We start from the raw sequence: 20,264 nt of genomic DNA, 5'->3' as shown, positions 1-20,264 counted from the left end.
GTTCGGGCCTGACGCCGGTGCGATCCTTCTTCCACTCCACGAGGTGTTATCCGTATGACCGCGTCCGCGCGTGCGCGCGAACTGCTCCAGCTGGCCGCCGAGGCGGCCGATTCGAAGGCCGCGACCGATCTGGTCGGGCTCGACGTCTCAGGGCCACTACCCCTCGTCGATGCGTTTCTGCTCGCGTCCGGCAACTCGGAACGAAACGTGATCGCGATCGCGGCAGAGGTTGAAGACAAGCTGAACGAGGCGGGTGCGAGGACTCTGCGAAGGGAGGGCCGCTCCGAGGGGCGATGGATCCTCCTCGACTTCGGGGACCTCGTCGTGCACGTCTTCCACCAGGAGGATCGCGCCTTCTACTCGCTCGAGAGGCTGTGGAAGGACTGCCCGACCGTGCCATTCGAGCTGCCGGTCGCCCGGGAGGCGTGACGCCGCCGGATTCGATGAGCGACCTGCTCATGTAGTAGTCTGGTGAGGTTGTTCCGCCCGCGGAACAACGTGTACGGGTCTGTGGCGCAGCTGGTAGCGCACCTGCATGGCATGCAGGGGGTCAGGGGTTCGAGTCCCCTCAGATCCACCGAAATCCGCGTGACTTCCTCGTGAATCACGCGGATTCTTTGTATTCGAGACGCACCGTATGGGCAGTGACCTGACGGAGTAGATGTCACAGCCGGCCGGGCCACCGCGTCGTACTGGTATGAGCAGGCATCGAATCATTGTGTTGGGTGGCGGCTACACCGGAGTCGCAGTCGCCGGACAGCTCGCGAGGCGGATGCGTTCGGAGGATGTATCCGTCACGCTGGTGACAGAGCGGGCGACGCGCAACGAGCGCATGCGCTGGCATCAGTTGGCGGCAGGGCAGCGGTACCCCCTGCTACCGATCGCAGCCGCGCTGAAAGGGTCGGGCGCAGAGCTGCGAGTCGAGACAGCGGAACGCATCGACGCCCACTGCCACATGGTGCGGCTCGCTGGTGGCGAATCATTGCCCTATGACTCGCTGGTGGTCGCGCTCGGTAGCGTCATCGACTTCGGGGCCGTGTCGGGCGCGCGTGAGAACGCGCACGGGCTCACCAATGTGGCATCCATTCAGGCGGCGGCACGAAGCCTCAGCGCCCTGCCCGACGGTGCCGGAGTCACCGTGGTGGGCGGGGGGCTTACGGGAATCGAGCTCGCGACAGAGCTCGCCGAATCGCACCCGCGACTCCGAGTAGCCATCGTGAGCCGGCGGCCTCCGGGGGACTGGCTCAGCGAGCCCGGTCTGCGTCATCTCGATCGCGCTCTCGACCGGCTCCACATCGAACGAATCCGGGGCAACGTGACGCAGATCGGCCCGGAAACTATCGCCCTCGACGACGGACGTGAACTGTCGTCAGCGCTCACGTTCTGGGCGGGCGGATTCCGCGCGAACCCGCTGCTGAAGGCATCCGGAATCTCGGTTGATGAGCTCGATCGTGCCTACGTCGATGACACTTTCCGCTCGGTCTCGGATCCGGATGTCTGGGTGATCGGAGATGCAGCCCGGGTGCCCGGTCCAGACGGGTCACCCCTGAAGATGGGCTGCCGAACTGGGGCGTTCATGGCTTTCGCCGTGCCGAGGAATGTTGTGAATGGACTGGCCGGCGGCGCCGCGAAGCCGTTCGCAGGCCGCTACTTCGCGGAGTGCATCAGCCTCGGGCGTCACGATGCGCTGCTGCAGTGGCTCACGCGTGATGGGACGGCGGTCGACCATGTGATCACGGGTCGTCCGGCGTTGCTGATCAAGGAGTACGTGCACTGGGGCAACCGGTTCGTGGCCCGCCACCCTGGCCCATATGCTCCTGTGCGTCGGGCTCATGTACCCCCGACGACGGGGAGCCGCCGCGAGATGATCGGGACATGATCGAGGACTCTGAGGCTCTACGTCGTGTCGCATTCGGCGCGGCATACCGGATGCTTGGCTCGGTCGCCGACGCCGACGACGTCGCCCAATCCGCGATCGAACGAATGCTCCGGCTCGCTCCGGAAAAGAAGCCGGAGAACCCGCAGGCGTGGCTCACGACCGTGTCCACTCGGCTCGCGCTCGATCAGCTGCGCTCGGCGCGTGCCCGCCGCGAGGAGTACGTCGGTGAATGGCTTCCGGAACCGCTCGTGAGCGGAGACACTGCATCGGATGCCTCCAGCCACGCGGAGTTGGCGGATGAACTGTCATTCGCGTTCCTCGTTCTTCTGGAGACCCTGACGCCCAGCGAGAGGGCCGCATTCCTGCTGCACGACGTTCTGGACTATTCGTATGACGAGGTGGCGTCGGTGCTCGACCGCCCGTCGCAGGCAGCAGCACGACAACTGGTCTCGCGGGCACGGGCACGGGTCTCAGGGCGGGTGCCCAGGTATCCCGCACCCGCGGCCGAGCAGAAGGAGCTCGTGACGCGCTTCATCGCTGCCGTTGAGTCCGGGGCCGTCGACGGGTTTGTGTCACTGCTGACGAACGACGTCACTGCCATGAGCGACGGCGGCGGGCGGGTGCCTCCGGGCTTCGCCATCACGCGGAGCGTGCAGGGGCGTGAGGCGGTAGCCAAGCTCTTCGCGTCGTTCGCTCGGCGCGCGGTCGTGCCCGTGCACATGGAGCAGCACGCGGTCAACGGCGGACCCGGTGTCGTCATCATCGCTGATCTGCCGGTGGGCGGCGGCCTTATTGCGGTCATGTCGCTCGACGTGCGTGAGGAACGCATTGCGGCGATCCACGGAGTGATAAACCCCGAAAAGCTGCGCCACCTCGTACCGATCTTCGGTGCGCTGGCGGATTTCGACGCGGTAGGGCGGTCCGAGCTTCCACAACGTTCGCCGCGGCCTCTCCCTGGCGATACGAGAGTTGAACGCTCTTGACTCTCAAGGGCGCTGGTGGGGCGCATGTCGCTATCGGGCAACAACGACTGGACGTCGTGGGCTGCAGCGCGCTGATGCACGCGGGTGGCCAGTTGGCCGAGCAAGTCCAACGCGTCGGCAAGCACATCGACGTGAATGTCTTCGACCCGGGCGAGATGCCCGGCACGGGCTTCTCGCGCAGTTTTCCGGCACCAATGCGACTCTTCGCAAAGTATGTGAACTACGTCTCCGTCCCATTCCGCCGAGGCGTCCATACACCGTCTCAATCCGCACGAGCGCTTGCCGCTCTGGCAACCAGCCCCGCCTTCGCGGGCGTAACAGGCAAGTACTTCGACGGCACGGAGCAGAAGGCGTCCTCGGACTTGTCCTACGACGTGGAGAACCGAAAAGATCTGTGGCGCACCAGCATCGAACTCTCGGGCATCACGGCCGCCGAGACGATACTCAAGCTCGAGTAGCCCGCAGCCCGTGTTCGCCGTGGCGAGCGGCGGCGATTCCTGACCAGCTTCCTAGCCGACTGCGCCCTTGCTGATGAGCGACATTGCCGTGTCGAGGATGGTCTCCTGCGCGGTTCGCCTGGCTTCCCACGCGACGAGTGCGCGCGTTCTGCTTGTGTCGACGTTCGTTCTGCGCCCGACCCGCGGACGCATCAGCTTCATCTGGCCGTTGAATATCGCGAGAACACGAACGACGAGGTCGGGCATGGTGCGTGCGGGGATCTTCTTTGCGTATTCGGGCATGCTCGTACGCAATATCTCGGCCATGTCTTTCCACCAGAGGAACCTGCCCGAACCGCCCAGCAGGCGCTGGCCGGCAGCTTCAGGCGTCGTCACCGCAAGAACGTGCAGGTCGGCGACATCGCGAACGTCGACGACGTCCCACCCGAGGTTCGGGATGGCGGGCAATCCGCCGGTGAGCAAGAGTCGGATGATCTGCGAGGATCCGTTGGGGTCGGGTCGGCCGAGCACGGGTCCCTGCAGGAACGTGGGGAGCACGACGACCAGTTCGAATCCGGAATGAGCGGCAATGGCCCACGCGTCGCGCTCGGCAAGGATCTTGGAGTCGTCATAGGCCCGTGCCGGATCCCCTGACGGGGCCGCCCACACGGATGTATCGGCGCTCTTGGTGCGATCGGCCGGTACTGCCGTGACTCCAGACGACGTCAGGACGACTCGCTTCACGCGCGCGCGGTCGGCCGCTTCCAAGATGCGTCGAGTTCCCTGGCGCGCAGTGCGGATCAGATCCTGGTCGCGGGCGGTGCCGAGCGGAGAGGCCGTGTGCATCACATAGTCGACGCCGCCGACTGCTGCGTCCCAGCCCTCGTCGGACATGAGGTCGGCTACTGCGAACTCGACGCCGGCCGCCCTTTCAGTCCCGACCTCTTCCGCCACCGCTGCGCGTACTCGGTCGGCGTTCGCCTCGTCGCGAATGGTGGTGCGCACCCGGAAACCTTTGCTCAATAGTCGCGCGATCACCCACGACGCGAGGAAGCCCGTGCCCCCGGTGACCAGAACGGTCTCCTGCGTTGCGCTGTCGTTGCTCACGTACCCGTCCTCAAAGTCATTGAAGTATTCATTGATATTTGGACGGTAGCATGGGACGGTGAATGCGTTCAAACCCGAACAGGGCTTTGCCTCCGACGGTGCGCGCAATGCCGATGTCGAGCTGACCATGGGACTGGTGAAGCTCCTGATGCAAAGTGCGACGACGGTCGGGTCCGTCGTCGATGATGTGTTGGCCGAGTTCGAGGTGAGTCCGTCGGTGGCAGGAGTGCTCTGGGCGCTAGACCCCCTCGCGAAGTCCGCCACGATGCGGGAGATCGCTGCCCGGCTGGGTTGCGATCCGTCGACGATCAGCCTGCTCGCGGACAAGCTGGAGAGCAGCCGGCTCGTGGCGAGGCAACGCCATCCCGACGATGGCCGCAAACGGGTGCTTGCGTTGACCGCCCGGGGCGAGGAGTTGTGGGTGGCACTGAGCACACGACTTCATCGCACGCCGACCCTGGCCGGGCTTAGTCTCGACGACCGGCGGCAACTCGCGGCACTCTTGGCGAAGATCCAGCCGTGAATCAACCCGAATCCGGGCGGCGTCACCTTCGGTCCGGGTCACGCCGAGTCGGATCGGCGACGGCTCTCGAGCGTTTGGAAGAAGCCCTCGGCCGCCTCCTGCACCCGCTCATGGTCGCCGGTCGCGAGCAGATCGAGCAGGAGGCCGCGGATCGTCGCAATGACAAGGGTGGCCCTTCGAGTCGCGGTTGCCCGGTCTGTTGTGGGCGGTTGAGCCGTTTCGAGCGCGCTTCTCCAATCGGCGACGACATGCTCGAGGAAGACCTCGAACTCATCGGGGGCCTGGAGAGCTCGTCCGTAGACGGCGAAGAAGAGGCGGAATTCGTCCGCTCGGCTCCGATCAGAGGTGCGCTTCCACACCGCCCGAGCAGCGGTCGCGAGGTCGTGCTGTTCGCCCAATGCGTGGGTCGTGGATTGAAGGATGCGCTCCCGTAGGCGTGCCAGCACCGCCTGGAGGAGCTGTTCTTTCGTTCCGAAGTGATGCACAAGAGTGGCGGTCGACACGCCGAGTGCGCTGGCGGCCGGCCGGAGCGAGAGCTCGGCGAGTCCGTTCGCGATCGTGTATTCGACGACGGCATCGAGGAGTTGTGCTCGTCGTTGGTGGTCGATCGGTCTCCCAACCATCGCCGTCGCTCCCTTGCCTGCCCATTTGACATTCGTAACACGACTGTACTAGCAATGTTATTAGTACGAGTGTATTAGTAATGACTGATTCCGAACGGCTCGGCTCTGGTGTGCCGATCCGCGGCCTGGAGGTTTGCCATGCATGTTTTCGTCACAGGTGCGTCCGGCTGGGTCGGTCGAGGTCTGGTGCCCGAGCTGATCGCCGCGGGGCACACCGTCACTGGACTCGCGCGATCGGATGCTGCAGCCCAGGCATTGCGGATGGCCGGGGCCGAGGTGCGCCGCGGCTCCCTCGACGAGCTCGACGTGCTTCGGGAAGCTGCTGAGGCATCCGATGGCGTCATCCACCTGGCGTTCAAGCACGACATCGCGTTCTCCGGCGACTACGAGGCGGCCAATGATGCGGATCGCTCGGCCATAGTCGCCTTCGGTGAGGCGCTGGCCGGCTCGGAGAAGCCGTTCGTCATCGCCTCAGGCATCCTTGGCGTTCTTGGGCTTGCGCCCGGTGCCGTCGCCACAGAGCGTGACGGCCTGGTGGCCGACGCGGACCGAGACGCGCCGGTCAGCGGAGCGAACGGGCGTCTGGACAACGCCAATTACACGCTCGCTCTCGCCGAGAGCGGCGTGCGCTCATCGGTCGTGCGGCTGCCACCGGCAACGCATGGCGAAGGCGACAACGGATTCATCGCGACCGCGATCGGTTTCGCGCGCGACAAGGCCGCCATCGCCTACGTCGGAGACGGCGCCAACCGTTGGCCCGCTGTGCACAGGGACGACGCCGCCCGCGTGTTCCGTCTGGCCTTGGAGGCGGCTCCTCCCGGTTCTGTGCTGCACGCCGTCGGCGACGAGGGCGTGCCGATCCGCCTAGTAGCGCAGGTCATCTCGGCTGGCCTGGATGTTCCCATGGTCTCCGTCACGCCCGAGCAGGCCGCGGAATACGTCGGCTGGCTCGCCCGCCTGTGGGCGATCGACGGCCCCGCCTCGTCGCAGTTCACCCGCCAGCTGCTCGGCTGGCAGCCGACGGGGCCAGGGCTCATCGCCGATCTGGAGTCCGGCCACTACTTCGCGTGAGTCGCAGGCCCGGCGAACGTGCTCAGATCGCAGGCTTGACGTCGCGCACGATGGACTCGAGAATCCGCGCATTGAAGTCGACACCGAGCTGGTTGGGCACCGTCACCAGAATCGTGTCCGCTTCCTGCACCGCGGCATCCTGAGCCAGCTCAGCCGCGATGACATCTGGCTCTCCGATGTAGCTCCGGCCGAAGCGCGCCAACTCGTCGCCGATGTACCCGACCTGGTCGTGAGCATCCGCCTGGGCTCGAAGTCCGAAGTAGCGACGGGTCTCGTCGTCGATGATCGGCAGGATGCTCCGCGAGACCGAAACGCGCGGCTCGCGTTCGTGCCCGGCCTGCTTCCAGGTATCGCGGAAGAGTCTCACCTGCTCCGCCTGCAGTTCTGACAACGGCACCCCGGTGTCTTCCGTGAGCAGCGTGGAGCTCATCAGGTTCATACCCTGTTCTGCCGTCCAGGCGGCCGTTGCGCGGCTGCCGGCGCCCCACCAGATGCGCTCTGCAAGCGTTTCCGAGCGCGGCTCGATGGCAAGCGGCACGTGCTGCCCGGTCATCTGGGGGTTGGAGTACGCGAGGCCGGCGCCCGCAATCGCGGCGCGGAACAGTTCCGTGTGGTTGCGAGCCATGTCGGCGTCCGTCTCGCCTTCCTCGGGGACGAAGCCGAACGACTCATAACCCTTGTCCGCGGTCTCGGGTGACCCACGGCTGATGCCCAGCTGCAGTCTGCCCCCGGCGATGAGGTCGGCGGCCGCTGCGGATTCGGCGGCGTACAGCGGGTTCTCGTACCTCATGTCGATCACGGCGGTGCCGATCTCGATGCGCGAGGTTCGCGCACCTATCGCGGCCAGCAGTGGGAACGGGGACGCCAGCTGCGGGGCGAAGTGATGCACCCGCACGAACGCGCCGTCCGCGCCGACATCTTCGGCCGCCTGTGCGAGCTCGATCGTCTGCAGTAGGGCATCGGATGCCGATCGCACCACCGATCCGTGCGCGCGCGACCAGTGGCCGAACGAGAGAAAACCTATGCGTTTCACTACAACTTCAGCACTTAGTTGGGTCGCGCTATTCCTCGTCGATCAGTACCAGTGAGGTGTGTGTGACATCTCGAATGTCCATGCCCCGCACGGAGTGCCGTAGGAGCCGGCGATATAGCGGAGCCCCCAGTTGATCTGGGTGTCGCCATTCGTCTGCCAGTCGGCGCCCGCCGATGACATTTTGCTTCCCGGCCACGATTGTGGGATGCCGTAGGCGGCGCTGTCTGAGTTGTACGCATTCCAGCGCCAGCCCGACTCCATCGTCCACAGCTGCACGAGGCACGAGAATTGGTCGTCTCCCCAGCCGTACGCGCCGATGGCACCGCGGGCATACGCCTGAGCCGCGCTCGGGCTGCATCCGGCCGAGCAGCCAGCAGACGTGTCGATGGTCGAGTTGCTGCCGCTGCTTGCGTTGCTTGTCTTCGCTTGGTTCTGGCGGATGTTGTATCCCACCCAGTACTGCTGTTCCTCAGCGGCTGCTGACGCGTTCAGGCTGGCGGCCTGCGCTTGGAGGACCGCGCCCTGCGCCTGCTGGGCCGCGAGTGCAGCATCGGCGGCGGCCTTGGCGGCCTGGGCCGCCTTGTACTTTGCGTCGGCATCCTGTTCTAGCGTCGTGCGAATGTCCTCTGCCTGCTTCGCCTGCGCCTGCAAGGAGGTCACGACGTTCTGCTTCTGCTGGGCATAGCTCTGCAGCTGCGAGATGTGGCCCGTGAGTTGGCTCATCGAGCCGAGCTGATCCAGGAGATCGTCGTTTCGGCCCTGGCTCAGAAAGAGTTTGGCGGTGAGACTTCCGCCTCCCGAGATGTAGAGCTGTGAGGCGATCTTGCCGTACTGGTTCTTGGCCTGCGTGGCATCCTTCTGTGCGGTCGCAACCTGTTGATTAATCGAGCCGAGCCGGGTGGTCTGCGCGTCGAGGGCGTTCTTGGCCTCTGTGTATTCGAATTCCTTCTTCAGCTGGTCAGTGGCTGCAGCGTCCGCGGCCTGCTGCAGCTGGGTGATGAGTCCGGTGATCTTGTTGTACTCGGCCTGAGCCGCGGCGGCGTTCGCCTTCGCGGCCTGGACCTCGTCCCAGCTGGGGTAGTCGTCCGCGTGGGCGGGTGCGGCCGCCAGGAGGGGGATGGCTACAGCGACCACCGCTCCGAGGACGAGAAGACGAACGCGAGCGCCGACCGACGACCGGTCGGCGAGTGTCCAGTCCCTGCGCACAGCCATGCCCCCCACCATAGGCACGCGATTACAGGGATCCGTCGCCATTCATCGGCATGCCGCGTCGCGCCCTGCCAGGATCGGAGCGCAAGTTCTCTCCCCGGCGACGGTGGTGAGTGCTTGACTGACGAGATGAGTTCCTTGCAGCGGTCCGTTCTTACGGTGGCCGTTCTGGCGTCCCTCGTGGCGTTCCTCGACGGGTCGGTGGTGAACGTTGCACTCCCCGCGATCGAACGCGAGCTCGGGGGCGGACTCGTGCTGCAGCAGTGGGTCGTAGATGCCTACCTCATCACGCTCGGCGCGCTCATCCTGCTCGCCGGCTCGTTGTCCGACGCGTTCGGACGCAAACGCATCCTCATGATCGGATTGTTCGGTTTCGGCATCGTGTCCGTCGCGTGCGCGCTCGCTCCAGACGGCGTCTCGCTCGTCGTGTTCCGCGCGCTCCAGGGCCTCGCTGGAGCCCTCCTGGTGCCCAGCTCGCTGGCCATCATCATCCAGGTGTTCGACGAGAACGACCAGCCGAAGGCCATCGGCCGGTGGACCGCGTGGACCTCCGCCGCCCTCCTGGCAGGGCCGCTGCTCGGCGGCCTGTTCGTCGACACGCTGTCGTGGCGACTGGTGTTCTGGATCAACCCCCTGCCGATCGCCGCGACCATCATCATCCTGTGGCGAGTAAAACTCGACCACAAGCACGCCCACGACCACATCGACTACGCGGGCGCCGTGCTCGGCGCTGTCGGACTCGGCGGTGTCGTGTTCGCCCTCATCGAGCAGGGGCAGGTCGGCTGGTCGAGTCCGCTCGTCTGGGCGATCGGGTTGATCGGATGCCTGTCCCTCGCGGCCTTCACCGTCGTCGAGCTGCGGTCGCGCGCGCCCATGTTGCCGTTCTCGCTGTTCCGGATCCGCAACTTCGGGGTGGGCAACCTTGCGACGTTCGTGGTCTATGGGGCGCTGTCGCTCGGCACCATGATGATCGGCATATACCTGCAGGAGATCGCCCGATACCCGGCCACCCTCGCCGGCCTCGCGCTCATCCCGCCGACGGTCATCATGCTCCTGCTCTCCGGCAGGTTCGGATCGCTGTCCGGAAAGTACGGGCCCCGACTCTTCATGACGGTCGGTCCGGTCGTGGCCGCGTGCGGGTTCGGCTTGATGCTGATGATCGGGACGCACGTCAACTACTGGCTCGAGCTTCTTCCCGGCATCCTGATCTTCGGGCTGGGGCTCTCGATCACCGTCGCCCCGCTCACCGCGGCCATTCTCGGAGCCGTTCCGCAGGAGCATGCCGGAATCGGATCGGCCATCAACAACGCCATCGCGCGCATCGCGGGACTCATCGCCGTCGCGTGCGCCGGACTCATCGTCGCCGGCCCTCTCTCGCAGGCCGGGCTTCGGCGTGTGCTCCTCGTCTGCATGATCCTGCTGGTTGTGGGCGGAATAGTCTCGGCCATCGGCATCCAGAACAAGAAGACCACAGGGACCGACGCCGAAGGCTTGGCCCGGTCCGTCCCGCCGACCGCTGCGCCAACGCCGACCGGGGCCCTCGCAACACCCGACCGCACGGAGAACCAGACACCAATCACGCCGAAATCACGGGGCCAGCAGCAACCAGAGCGATGACGTCGATGATCGCCGCCGTCATGACCAGCCGCATGAGCCAGCGGGAACGGGAACCGCGGACCGCGAGGAGCACGCCTGCGGCCGCGATGACGATCGTCAGAATGCATCCGCCGATTACCAGCGCGGCGGGCCAGCCCAGCAGGCCGGAGGCGGCGATGGCGCCCGCGGCGATCGTGACCCCCACGAGCGCAAGCAGGCAGAACGAGAGCAGTCCGCCGACCAGGGGGCCGAGCAGATGCCCGAGTCCGCGCACACCGGTCGCTCGATCTTGCGCCAGGTCGGGCAACACGTTCGTGAAGTGCGCGGCGGCTCCCAGCAACCCACCTGCTACGACCACCCACCACGTGGGCCAGGCCGGGTCCTCGGCGCCAAGCGTCACGATGGCCGGCAGAAGTCCGAAGCTGACCACGTAGGGCAGCACCGAGAACAGCGTTCGTTTGAGCCGGGCGTTGTACGACCAGGCGCTGGCAAGTGTGACGACGTGCACGAGCAGTGCGGCAAAACCCAGGGGTGCCGTGAGCAGCACTGCCAGCGCAAGGGCGATCCCGGCTGCCACGGCCACCGCACGAGCGGACACCATGCCTGTGGCCACGGGCTTGTCTGAGCGCGCAACAGCGCGATCGCGCTGCGCGTCGATCCAGTCGTTCGACCAGCCCACCGAGAGCTGACCGGCGAGCATGGCGACGGCAATGAGCGCCACCCGGCCAGGAGGATACGAGACGGATACCGCAAGCACGGCCGTCACCACGGTCACGACGAGCGTCGGCCCAGGGTGGCACGCGAGCACGAGACCTCTCAGGGCTTTCGGCATGGGGCAATGCTAGGTGGCAGGGACCCTGGTCTTGATACCGGACGCTCCTTGTCAGGGCGCGGCGCGGCGCTCGGTTCTGCCGCGCCTGCCTGGTTCCTTCATGGCCGCACGACGATCGAAGGCATCGAACACGTTGTTCAGCAGGAACAGAAGGAATGCCACCGACCCGATCCAGATCGAGGCGATGGCGACCACGGCCGCCATGACGGTTGCGATCAGCCCGTTCCTCCGGGAAATCCGTCGGTAGTAGTCGGAGATGCGGGGTGCCAGGTTGCGGTGAGGGGACGTCGAATACAACCACTGCAGGTAGCCGAGGGCGACGACGTAGAAGAAGTTCAGTGGCAGCAGAAAACGCCCGGGCACGGTGTCGCTGTAGGTGTCGGTGAGGGTTGTGGTGAACGGCACGATCACGACGCCGAGCAGCCGGAAGGTGTTGAGTGTGAGCACCGTCTGGTCCACACGCTCCACGAACTCGAACTGGCGAACGTGCACCGACCAGAGAATGCCGAGGATCAGAAAGCTGACGCCGAAGCTCAGGAACTTGCCCCAGCCGGCACCGAGGGCGCCCCACAGCGCCGCCGACGTCGGATTCGACGGCAGATGGAGTGAAGCAACGCTGAGATCGAGCACGAGCAGTGTCGCGGCGATGGCGAAGACGCCGTCCGAATACGCCTCGAGTCGACGTGACGAGAGCGTCTTGCCCGCCTCGTCGTCGGCGGGCGCGTCGACACCCGTGAGATCGTCGGCCATACGCCGAATCTAGGGTGACCGCTCCGACGGCGCCTGCCAGGCACGCCGTCGGTTCTGTTCCGATCGGGGCGGGGCGCGATCGGGGCGGCGGCTAGGCGAGGGGAATGTTCAAGAAGCCGGACAGCCGGGCTATCGATGCTTCGAACCCCCGGCGCTCGGATGCCGTCAGCCGCGTGAACGGCTCCGGTTCAGCGACGAGGTGCCCGTTCTCGACGCTCTGACGCCACGTTCCGGCGATGCGTCCATCCGACACGATCGTGGGCAGAAAGATGCCGTTGCCTGTGGGGGACACCCTTGGCGCGAACTCCGGATCGAGCACCGGGCTGCGATCCGCGTATCCGAGCACGTACTCGTCCCATGCCGCTACCGCCTCGACGCCAGGGCGCGCGTCCCCCTTCTCGTCGGCCTGCCATCCGGCGGCCATGAGCCATGGCTCGTCGTCGTCGCCGACGGTCTCGATGGCCGGGCCTGCAGAATCGAGCGCGCGGCGAGCATCCGTGATCGTGAGACCCGACCACCAGGCGAAGTCGCGCAGGCGGACTGGACCGTGGCCCTCGACGTACCTGGTGAGGTACCGAGCGAGCACCTCGTCGCGCTCGTACTCTGCCGACTTCGGTACTGGGACGAGTTGGGGCTGCTTGCCACGCATCGGTCCCCACGCGACGGCGCCGCGGAAGGCGGCATCCCTGATGAAGCGGTACCCGCGCTCGCTGCCGACGTCGAGCCCGGCTCGTTCCAGTGCCGCAAGCGCTTCGGCCCTGGTGCGGGGCCCGTTTTCGGCGACGTCGTCGGCGATCACCTCGACTGACTTTTCGAAGTCGCGCTCCTCGATGCCGCGTACCCGCGCCTCGCGCGCGGCCGAGGCCCGTTGCCTTGCTGAGGTGAGAGAGAGCATCCAGCCGAGGTCTTCGGAAGCGACGATGTGCAGGGTGCCGCGCATCGTCCAGGAGCGGAGCAGTTCTCCCGAGTCGAAGAGGCGGTCGATGTCCGCCTGAGCGGCCCCTCGCGAACGAACCCCGATGGCCCATCGCGCGGCGGTGGCGTTCTGCGCCTGTACCGCACCCAGTCGGGTGACCACCTCGAGAGGCGATGCTGCTCGGCCGTCGAGCACCTGCGACCTGAGCCGCCCGGCTCGCAACCATGCGGGAGGCGGCGTCGCGATCATGAGCTCATGCTGCCACGTGCCACCGTCGCCGGTCACACCTGGATGCCGAGCTCCTTCAGCTGGGCGAGCAGGTCTGCCCCGTCGGCTCCGTATACCCAAGGAACGCCACTCGTCTCGATGGGCTTCTCGGCCGTCGAGCGACCGCCGGCGAGTACGGATTCGGTGTTCGACAGCTGTCGGATGGCGACGGCGGCCACATTCTGCGGGTGCTCGTTGACGAACGCCGCGTAGATCTCCTCGTCGTGCTGCCCGTCGTCGCCGACGAGCAGCCACTGCACCTCGGGGAACTCGTGCGCGAGGCGGCGCAGACTCAGTTCCTTGTGCTCACGGCCGCTTCGGAACCATCTGTCGTGCGTCGGGCCCCAGTCGGTCAGCAGCAGTGCGCCGGGCGGAAAGAGGTTGCGCGACAAGAACCGGGTCACGGCCGGTGCCACGTTCCAGGCGCCGGTCGACAGGTAGAGCACGGGCGCGTTCGGATGCGAGGCCGCAAGACGTTCGAGCAGCACCGCCATACCGGGTGTTGGGACCCTCGCGTGCTCGTCGAGCACGAACGTGTTCCACGCCGCAAGAAGTGGGCGGGGGAGGGCGGTGACCATGACGGTGTCGTCCACATCGGAGATGATGCCGAAGGATGCGTCGACCGCCACCACTTGAATCGGTGCGACGGCCGCGTTGCCCGTACTCCCGGGACGCAGTGAGACCGGATGGATGCCTGGCTCGAGGTGCACCGGGATCACCGTGTCGATGACGCCCCCACGGTCAGGACGCACGGTGTGCGTCGTGCCGTCCACCTCGACGACGACGTCGACGTCGCTGTATGGCACGCTGATGAAGCTCCGCCAGCCCCGCACGCGTTCCTCGCGTCTGCGGTTCTTCCGTTCGGCTCGCGACCCGGGGCGGGGATCCTTCGCCAGCACGACGCGGCCGAGCACACGAATCCACTCCGTCGTGCCGTAGCCCGTGTACGACAGCACGGTGGGCAGGAACCCGCGCTTGAGGGCCCGGCGGGCGCGGAACGCGTGGAAGGCGTCTTCGACGCGCGCTGCGCGGTGCATCCGCTCAACGGAGTCGGGACGTGTGGCCATCGATACAGTCTTTCACGCGCTCCGTGCCGGCCGCGGCTGTTGCCATTCCATGGAAGGGGTGGATCGGCGCGTTGGAGCCGCACACCTGGGAACCTGAAGATCTGTCGGGTAGCGTCGCATCGTACCAATCGGGCAGTGCGCATTCGGGAGTTGCAGTGCGCACGCGGAAGGGAGTCAGCCGTAGATGATCGAGGAGATCCTGGTCGGGGCGCAGGAGGCGGCGAGTGCTGCTGGGGCTCTGCGAGTCGAACCGGCGCAGGAGCGCAGCCTTGCACGCATCGACGCTCTTCTTGACGCCGCGGCGACCGTGGTCGACGAGGTCGGTTTCGATCGGCTGACCACGGCGCAGGTGGCCGAGCTGAGCGGGGCATCCATCGGTACCGTCTATCGCTACTTCCCCGATCGCATCGCCCTGCTGGTCGCATTGAGGGACCGCGCCATCCTCAGATACCGGCTTGCGGCATCGGAGGAGCTCGAACAGAACCAGCCATCCACCTGGCAGGGCGCGATCGTGGCACTCACCGACAGGTTCGCGACGATGTTCCGAACCGAACCCGGTTTCCGCATCATGCGGTTCGAGGAGGTTCGGGGCCTCGACTATGGGCAAGGGACACCCGACCACGTCCGAGAGTTCGCCGAGCGCGTGGCGGAGATCCTGGTCGCCAGGTACGGGTTCGCCTACAGCGACGAGCTCGTTTTTCGGCTGGACATTGCGACGCAGATGGCCGAGTCCCTCGTTGAGCGTGCATATCTCCGCAATCCGCGCGGCGACGATCGCTTGCTGGCCGAGGCCGGAGTCGTCGCCGTCGCCTACCTGGAGACCTACTACAACTGATTCCGCAGGCCCCGGATTACGGCGTATTTCCTGAGCATCGGAGTGAATGTCGGCGGCTTGCGACATAGTGGGAGACGGATTCACCCCTTCCCGCCGAATAGCACGCAAGCCATCGGCGGGTGACGCAAACTCGACCGGCGGCCGCTCCCGGCCTCCACCTGCAGGAATGAGCCAAGCACCATGATCGAATTCCGATCGGTGACCAAGCAGTTCCCGGACGGTACCGTCGCCGTGCGCGACTTCAGCCTCGTCATCCCCTCGCGCAAGACCACGGTGCTCGTGGGCTCGTCCGGTAGTGGCAAGACCACCATCCTCCGAATGATCAACCGTATGGTCGATCCGACCAGCGGCACCATCGAGATCGACGGCGACGACATCTCCACGCTGGAGCCCGTCGCACTGCGGCGCAGCATCGGCTACGTGATGCAGAACTCAGGGCTGCTGCCGCACCGAAAGGTCGCGGACAACATCGCGACGGTCCCTCTGCTTCGCGGGGTTCGCCGCAAGGATGCTCGCGCGCGAGCGCTCGAACTCATGGACACCGTCGGGCTCGACCGATCACTCGCGGACAGGTATCCGAGCCAGTTGTCGGGTGGTCAGCAACAGCGTGTCGGCGTAGCGCGAGGGTTGGCAGTCGACCCGAACATCCTGCTGATGGACGAGCCGTTCGGCGCCGTGGACCCCCTCGTTCGGGCGGAGCTGCAGCACGAACTCGTTCGGCTGCAGCGAGAGTTGGACAAGACGGTCGTGTTCGTGACTCATGACATCGACGAAGCGTTCTTGCTCGGCGACCAGATCGTCATCTTCAAGCCGGGCGGGATCGTCGCCCAGATCGGCACCCCTGATCAGATCCTGGCGGAGCCCGCAGACGAATTCGTGGCGCGTTTCGTCGGTGCCGACCGTGGCAAGCGCGTACTCCATCTGAGGTCGGAGTCCGGGCGCGACGTAGTCGTCGACGGCGACGGCCGCCCCGCCGGCGTGCTCGCGCGAGACGGCGCATCCGGAGTCCCAGACGTGATCATCGATGAGGCCGGAGCGGCCGCCGCCGCTTCGGGTGCTTCGGCGCAGGGTGATCGGCAGCCGTGAGCTGGCTGGTCGAGAACGCGGGTCAGATCTGGCAACTGACCCTGGTTCACGCAGGTCTGTCCGCCCTGCCGATCGTGATCGGCTTCATACTGGCCATCCCGGTCGGCTGGCTCGCCAATCGGTACCGCGCGAGCCGAGGTACCGTGCTCTCGATCGTCGGCGTGCTGTACGCGATTCCGTCGCTTCCGCTCTTCATCGTGCTGCCGGGCATCCTGGGCACGCGCATCCTCGATCCGGTCAACATCGTCGTCGCGCTGAGCCTGTACGCACTTGCCATCATGGTGCGCACGGCGTCGGACGCCTTCGCCTCCGTCGACATCGACGTCAAGCTGTCGGCGACCGCCGTCGGCTTCTCCACCTGGCGACGGTTCTGGTCGGTGGAGCTCCCACTGGCAGGACCCGTGCTGCTCTCCGGAATCCGGGTCGTTTCGGTGAGCACGATCAGCCTTCTGAGTGTCGGCTCCGTCATCGGGGTCACGAGTCTCGGCTATCTTTTCCTCGATGGGTTCCAGCGTGACTTTCCGCTTGAGATCATCGTCGGCATCGTCGGAACGATCGTGATCGCCGTGATCTTCGACGTGATCCTCGCGGTGCTGGGTCGGCTCCTGCTGCCATGGACTCGCCGAAATCGGCGCGCGCGCAGCACGAGGGCCGACTCCGAGCTCGAGGTGGTGAGCGCGGCATGAACCTGTGGAACTCGACGTTCGCGTGGCTCGTCGATCCCGCCAATTGGAGCGGGCCCGCCGGGATCTCCACGCGCCTGGGCGAGCACGTGCTGTACTCGCTCATCACGCTCGTGATCGCGGCTGCGATCGCCGTCCCGATCGGGGTCGCGGTGAGCCACACCGGTAAGGGGCGCGCCGTCGCAGTGCAGTTGTCGGGCGCCCTGCGCGCGCTGCCGACTCTCGGTGTGCTGTTGCTCCTTGCCCTCTGGCTTGGCCTTGGATTCGGTCCGCCGCTGATCGTCATGGTCGTACTGGCCCTACCGCCGTTGCTCGCAGGCGCCTACGCCGGAGTGGATGCCGTCGACCGCGAGACGATCGATGCGGCCCGCTCGATCGGCATGACGGGCTGGCAGGTGCTCTTCAAGGTAGAGCTCCCGCTGGCCATGCCGATCATCATCGGCGGTGTGCGCTCCGCGTGCCTCCAGGTGATCGCGACCTGGACCGTGGCGGCCTACCTGCCGCTCGGCGGTCTCGGGCGATTCATCTATGACGGCCTGGCCGTACAGAACTATGCGGAGATGCTGGGCGCATCAGTGATCGTCATAGTGCTCGCACTGGTCGCCGACAGCATCTTCGTCGTCGTTCAACGTCTCGTCGTTCCGCGCGGGGTCGTCGTCGGGCGGGCGTCCGACGTGCGCGTGCGGTCATCCAAGAGGCTCACCACCTCGCAATCCACCACAGCAGGCTGAGGCCGTTCGCGAGCCCACGCCCATCAGAAGGAAGCAAAACACCATGTCACTTAGAACACGCGGTCTCGCACTGGCAGCCGTTGCGGCGGTGAGCGCCCTCGCTCTCGCCGGCTGCTCCTCGAGCAACCCCCTCGATTCCTCGTCGACATCCTCGTCGAAAGCGGGCGGCGCGATCGTCGTCGGCTCGGCCAACTTTCCCGAGTCCGAGATCATCGCCCAGATCTACACGCAGGCGCTGAAGAGCAACGGGGTGGATGCGAGCATCAAGCCCAACATCGGCGCCCGTGAGGCGTACCTCAAGGCGTTGCAGGACGGGTCGATCGACCTGGTGCCGGAGTACTCCGGAAGCCTTCTGCAGTACTACAACGCGAAGAGCACCGCGCAGTCCAGCGGCGACGTGTACGCAGCGCTGAGCGACGCCCTTCCCAAGGGCTTCGAGGTGCTCGACCAGTCCAAGGCCGAAGACAAGGACTCGTACAACGTCACCAAGGAGTTCTCGGAGAAGTACAGTGTCACGAGCCTTGCCGATCTGAAGAAGGTCACCGTGCCTCTCACGGTGGGCGCCAACCCCGAGTTCGCCGAGCGTCCATACGGCATCAAGGGTCTGCAGTCTGCCTACGGGGTCACCGCAACGCTGGATCCCATCAGTGACAGCGGGGGACCGCTGACCGTCAAGGCACTGCTCGACGGCACGGTTCAACTCGCCGACATCTACACCACGAGCTCGGCGATCAAGAACAACAACCTGGTCACACTGAAAGACCCGAAGAACATCATCATCGCCGAGAACGTCGTGCCGATCATCAATGACGGCAAGGTGACCGACAAGGTGAAGAGCGTGCTCAACAAGGTGTCCAGCACGCTGACGACCGACGACCTCGTGAGCATGAACGACAAGAGCTCCGGGTCGGCTAAGGAGTCCGCGGCGCAGATCGCGAAGGAATGGCTCTCGTCGAAGAACCTGTTCAAGTAGGCGGGACCGGGTGGCGGCGGCCGGCCGTCGCCAATCAGAGAACGGCGACGCGCCTTTCCCGCCACCCCGAACCCCTCCGTGGAAGCTTCGCGTGAAGCCGGACTCCGGTCGAAACGACGGAGAGCCGCTTTCCGAGTACCGGACAGGACCGTCGGTACGCCGGGAGCGGCTCGCCGTCGTCGTCGACCCAGAGCGGGTGTACCTGAGGCTGTTCGGCGACGAGAGGTACGCGTTCTGGCTCGACGGGGGCATCCGTTCGGCCGGAGGATCCAGCTATCTGGGTGCCTCCTCACCTGTCAGGTCCGGCTACCTCCTCGAACACGGACGCCTCGTACGCCTGCTGGGTGACGACCGCGTTGGCCTGATCGGCGAACCGGGGGAGGGGCGCAGCGGCGACGGCTCTCCAGCCTCAGCTGAGCAGTTGCACCGGTCGTTCGCCGACGCGCTCCGCTCCTGGGCAGCACCGGAGGACGGCTCCGCAGCGGGGGCGCCACTCGGTTGGGTCGGGTGGTTCGGGTACGAGTACGGGGCCGGCCTGGTGGGTGGCTCTGCCTACCCGTCGCCATATCCCGATGCGGCAATGCTTGCGGCCGACCGAGTCATCGAGGTGGACCACGCGACAGGTCGGGCGTCGTTGTGGTTCCTCGACGACGCAGATGGCCGAGAGTGGGCGGATGCCACGCGAGAGTCGCTGATCGAGCTCGCGGAGTCATCACCGCAGGCGCCGGGCGGCCTCGATCTGCCCCAGATCCCGACGCCGGAGGCATCCCCGTCGTGGGGCCATGCTGCGGCCGACTACCTGCGGATGATCGGGGCGTGCCAGGCGTTCATCCATGCAGGTGACGCCTACCAGTTGTGCCTGACGAACAATGTGCAGGTCGAAACTGCTGCCGAACCGCTGGATGTGTATCGCAGGCTGCGACGGATCTCGCGGGCCGCTCACGGCGCATTCATCCGCGTGGACGACGTTGCGGTTCTCAGCGCGTCGCCCGAGCTCTTCCTGAGCGTTGGCGACGGGATCGCCGTCACCCGGCCGGTGAAGGGAACGCGACGCCGCGGGTCCGATCCGGTCGAGGATCTCGTGCTGCGCCGCGAACTCGCAGGCGACGAGAAGGAACGCGCCGAGAACCTGATGATCGTGGACCTGATGCGCAACGATCTGGGTCGCGTGGCGAGGCTGGGTGGCGTTTCCGTGCCCGAACTGCTCGCCGTGGAGACGCACGAGCACGTGCACCAGTTGGTGAGCACGGTTAGCGCGGAGCTCGCCGACGGTGTGGACGCGCTCGATGTGATCGGTCTCTGCTTCCCCGCTGGGTCGATGACGGGTACGCCGAAGCTCGCCGCGATGCGCATCCTGCAGCACCTGGAAGGCGCTCCGCGCGGCATCTACAGCGGATGCCTCGGCCGGCTGGGACTGGACGGTTCGGCCGAGCTCGGCATGGTCATCCGCACCATCGTGATGCGCGGTGGGACGGCATCCATCGGCACGGGCGGCGGCATCACGGCGCTTTCCGTGCCGGCCGACGAGTTGGCCGAAACCAGGCTGAAGGCCGCCGCGCCCTTGGCCGCGCTCGGTGCCTGATGCGCGGCCGCAACCGGGCCGACACGAACGGGTAATCTTTTGCACGCCCCCTTTTTCCTGCGGACGCCGGTGGTCCGCACC

Annotated in this window: 21 protein-coding genes and 1 tRNA gene; 14 read left to right on the top strand and 8 right to left on the bottom strand. The window is 66.2% G+C overall.

Going from position 1 to position 20,264, the window contains the following annotated elements:
- Nucleotides 1-54: 54 nt before the first annotated feature.
- The 5 genes from rsfS (at nucleotide 55) to ACO2Q7_RS02420 (ending at nucleotide 3,320) form a co-directional block, all read left to right on the top strand.
- Nucleotides 55-429 carry a ribosome silencing factor gene (gene rsfS, locus ACO2Q7_RS02440; RefSeq protein WP_423354045.1) on the top strand — a complete coding sequence of 125 codons (375 nt, stop codon included), beginning with the start codon at nucleotides 55-57 and terminating at the stop codon, nucleotides 427-429.
- Nucleotides 430-504: 75 nt separating this feature from the next.
- Nucleotides 505-577, top strand: a tRNA-Ala gene (locus ACO2Q7_RS02435).
- 120 nt (nucleotides 578-697) lie between these two features.
- Complete coding sequence (locus ACO2Q7_RS02430; protein WP_423354044.1) at nucleotides 698-1,879, top strand: NAD(P)/FAD-dependent oxidoreductase; 1,182 nt, start codon at nucleotides 698-700, stop codon at nucleotides 1,877-1,879.
- Nucleotides 1,876-2,862 (top strand): RNA polymerase sigma factor SigJ, encoded by a 987-nt coding sequence (gene sigJ, locus ACO2Q7_RS02425; protein WP_423354043.1) that lies wholly within the window; start codon nucleotides 1,876-1,878, stop codon nucleotides 2,860-2,862. Before ACO2Q7_RS02430 ends, sigJ begins: the two co-directional genes overlap by 4 nt.
- The gene (locus ACO2Q7_RS02420; RefSeq protein WP_423354042.1) at nucleotides 2,859-3,320 is read left to right on the top strand and encodes a hypothetical protein; all 462 of its coding nucleotides are present in this window, start codon (nucleotides 2,859-2,861) and stop codon (nucleotides 3,318-3,320) included. Before sigJ ends, ACO2Q7_RS02420 begins: the two co-directional genes overlap by 4 nt.
- A gap of 51 nt (nucleotides 3,321-3,371) precedes the next feature.
- Here ACO2Q7_RS02420 and ACO2Q7_RS02415 read toward each other — a convergent pair whose 3' ends face one another.
- A complete protein-coding gene (locus ACO2Q7_RS02415; RefSeq protein ID WP_423354041.1) occupies nucleotides 3,372-4,406 on the bottom strand; it encodes an NAD-dependent epimerase/dehydratase family protein in 1,035 nt (344 codons plus the stop codon).
- 58 nt (nucleotides 4,407-4,464) lie between these two features.
- On the opposite strand from ACO2Q7_RS02415, the gene ACO2Q7_RS02410 reads away from it, so the two are divergent.
- Nucleotides 4,465-4,929, top strand: coding sequence for a MarR family winged helix-turn-helix transcriptional regulator (locus ACO2Q7_RS02410; protein ID WP_423354040.1), 465 nt, complete (start codon nucleotides 4,465-4,467; stop codon nucleotides 4,927-4,929).
- Between the two features lie 38 nt (nucleotides 4,930-4,967).
- Here ACO2Q7_RS02410 and ACO2Q7_RS02405 read toward each other — a convergent pair whose 3' ends face one another.
- Nucleotides 4,968-5,552 carry a TetR family transcriptional regulator gene (locus tag ACO2Q7_RS02405; protein WP_423354039.1) on the bottom strand — a complete coding sequence of 195 codons (585 nt, stop codon included), beginning with the start codon at nucleotides 5,550-5,552 and terminating at the stop codon, nucleotides 4,968-4,970.
- A 138-nt stretch (nucleotides 5,553-5,690) separates the two neighbouring features.
- On the opposite strand from ACO2Q7_RS02405, the gene ACO2Q7_RS02400 reads away from it, so the two are divergent.
- Nucleotides 5,691-6,623, top strand: a complete 933-nt coding sequence (locus ACO2Q7_RS02400; protein ID WP_423354038.1) for an SDR family oxidoreductase — start codon at nucleotides 5,691-5,693, stop codon at nucleotides 6,621-6,623.
- Nucleotides 6,624-6,645: 22 nt separating this feature from the next.
- On the opposite strand, the gene ACO2Q7_RS02395 is transcribed toward ACO2Q7_RS02400, so the two are convergent.
- Nucleotides 6,646-7,656, bottom strand: coding sequence for an LLM class flavin-dependent oxidoreductase (locus ACO2Q7_RS02395; protein WP_423354037.1), 1,011 nt, complete (start codon nucleotides 7,654-7,656; stop codon nucleotides 6,646-6,648).
- Between the two features lie 42 nt (nucleotides 7,657-7,698).
- Complete coding sequence (locus tag ACO2Q7_RS02390; protein ID WP_423354036.1) at nucleotides 7,699-8,868, bottom strand: coiled-coil domain-containing protein; 1,170 nt, start codon at nucleotides 8,866-8,868, stop codon at nucleotides 7,699-7,701.
- Between the two features lie 126 nt (nucleotides 8,869-8,994).
- On the opposite strand from ACO2Q7_RS02390, the gene ACO2Q7_RS02385 reads away from it, so the two are divergent.
- Complete coding sequence (locus tag ACO2Q7_RS02385) at nucleotides 8,995-10,482, top strand: MFS transporter (protein ID WP_423354035.1); 1,488 nt, start codon at nucleotides 8,995-8,997, stop codon at nucleotides 10,480-10,482.
- On the opposite strand, the gene ACO2Q7_RS02380 is transcribed toward ACO2Q7_RS02385, so the two are convergent.
- From ACO2Q7_RS02380 to ACO2Q7_RS02365, 4 genes are all read right to left on the bottom strand, one after another.
- Complete coding sequence (locus tag ACO2Q7_RS02380; RefSeq protein ID WP_423354034.1) at nucleotides 10,442-11,293, bottom strand: UbiA family prenyltransferase; 852 nt, start codon at nucleotides 11,291-11,293, stop codon at nucleotides 10,442-10,444. The two genes, ACO2Q7_RS02385 and ACO2Q7_RS02380, sit on opposite strands and share 41 nt — an antisense overlap.
- A gap of 51 nt (nucleotides 11,294-11,344) precedes the next feature.
- Nucleotides 11,345-12,043: a TMEM175 family protein gene (locus ACO2Q7_RS02375; protein WP_423354033.1), complete on the bottom strand. Its 699-nt coding sequence runs from the start codon at nucleotides 12,041-12,043 to the stop codon at nucleotides 11,345-11,347.
- Nucleotides 12,044-12,134: 91 nt separating this feature from the next.
- Nucleotides 12,135-13,208 (bottom strand): winged helix DNA-binding domain-containing protein, encoded by a 1,074-nt coding sequence (locus ACO2Q7_RS02370; protein ID WP_423354032.1) that lies wholly within the window; start codon nucleotides 13,206-13,208, stop codon nucleotides 12,135-12,137.
- A 32-nt stretch (nucleotides 13,209-13,240) separates the two neighbouring features.
- Nucleotides 13,241-14,293 carry an App1 family protein gene (locus ACO2Q7_RS02365; RefSeq protein WP_423354031.1) on the bottom strand — a complete coding sequence of 351 codons (1,053 nt, stop codon included), beginning with the start codon at nucleotides 14,291-14,293 and terminating at the stop codon, nucleotides 13,241-13,243.
- A 184-nt stretch (nucleotides 14,294-14,477) separates the two neighbouring features.
- Between ACO2Q7_RS02365 and ACO2Q7_RS02360 the strand changes: the two genes are divergently transcribed.
- The 6 genes from ACO2Q7_RS02360 to ACO2Q7_RS02335 all read left to right on the top strand — a co-directional run bounded on the left by ACO2Q7_RS02360 (nucleotide 14,478) and on the right by ACO2Q7_RS02335 (nucleotide 20,183).
- Complete coding sequence (locus ACO2Q7_RS02360) at nucleotides 14,478-15,128, top strand: TetR family transcriptional regulator (RefSeq protein ID WP_423354030.1); 651 nt, start codon at nucleotides 14,478-14,480, stop codon at nucleotides 15,126-15,128.
- A 180-nt stretch (nucleotides 15,129-15,308) separates the two neighbouring features.
- The gene (locus ACO2Q7_RS02355) at nucleotides 15,309-16,214 is read left to right on the top strand and encodes an ABC transporter ATP-binding protein (protein ID WP_423354029.1); all 906 of its coding nucleotides are present in this window, start codon (nucleotides 15,309-15,311) and stop codon (nucleotides 16,212-16,214) included.
- Entirely contained in the window at nucleotides 16,211-16,900 is a 690-nt protein-coding gene (locus ACO2Q7_RS02350; protein WP_423354028.1) for an ABC transporter permease, read from the top strand. The genes ACO2Q7_RS02355 and ACO2Q7_RS02350 overlap by 4 nt, the downstream gene beginning before the upstream one ends.
- Entirely contained in the window at nucleotides 16,897-17,628 is a 732-nt protein-coding gene (locus ACO2Q7_RS02345; RefSeq protein ID WP_423354027.1) for an ABC transporter permease, read from the top strand. The genes ACO2Q7_RS02350 and ACO2Q7_RS02345 overlap by 4 nt, the downstream gene beginning before the upstream one ends.
- A 43-nt stretch (nucleotides 17,629-17,671) precedes the next feature.
- Nucleotides 17,672-18,601: an ABC transporter substrate-binding protein gene (locus ACO2Q7_RS02340; RefSeq protein ID WP_423354026.1), complete on the top strand. Its 930-nt coding sequence runs from the start codon at nucleotides 17,672-17,674 to the stop codon at nucleotides 18,599-18,601.
- Between the two features lie 91 nt (nucleotides 18,602-18,692).
- Nucleotides 18,693-20,183, top strand: a complete 1,491-nt coding sequence (locus tag ACO2Q7_RS02335; RefSeq protein ID WP_423354025.1) for an anthranilate synthase component I family protein — start codon at nucleotides 18,693-18,695, stop codon at nucleotides 20,181-20,183.
- Nucleotides 20,184-20,264 lie beyond the last annotated feature (81 nt).

Origin of the sequence: Rathayibacter sp. KR2-224 (assembly GCF_049446075.1) — a bacterium.
Lineage (GTDB): Bacteria > Actinomycetota > Actinomycetes > Actinomycetales > Microbacteriaceae > Humibacter.
This window is presented reverse-complemented; position numbering and strand designations above follow the sequence as displayed.